The 324-nt window shown below is 54.9% G+C and carries 1 protein-coding gene; it reads right to left on the minus strand.

The window, feature by feature from the left end:
- The coding region (locus HBA93_RS19950) for a cupin domain-containing protein (RefSeq protein WP_221724440.1) at positions 1 to 312 on the minus strand (312 nt) is incomplete at its 3' end.
- Positions 313 to 324 lie beyond the last annotated feature (12 nt).

Consider the following 324-nt stretch of genomic DNA (forward strand, 5'->3'; position numbering starts at 1 on the left):
GGGAGGGCTGTAGATCGTATAAAGCTTCAGCGGCTCATTCCCGGTGTTTTTGACGTTATGCCGCGCACCGGCCGGTACGATCATGGCCATATCGGCCCTGATCCTGCTCACATTGCCGTCGATCAGGATTTCGCCTTCGCCGTCCTCGACACGGAAGAACTGATCGCCGTCGTCGTGAACCTCTTCGCCGATCTCCTCGCCGGGCTGAAGCGCCATCAGCACGAGCTGCATATTTCTTGCCGTATAAAGAACACGGCGAAAATCCGTGTTTCCTTCGGTCAGTTCCTCGATGTCATCAACAAATCCACGCATGATATGCTCCAT

The sequence above is a fragment of the Ochrobactrum sp. SFR4 genome (assembly GCF_019730395.1).
GTDB lineage: Bacteria > Pseudomonadota > Alphaproteobacteria > Rhizobiales > Rhizobiaceae > Pseudochrobactrum.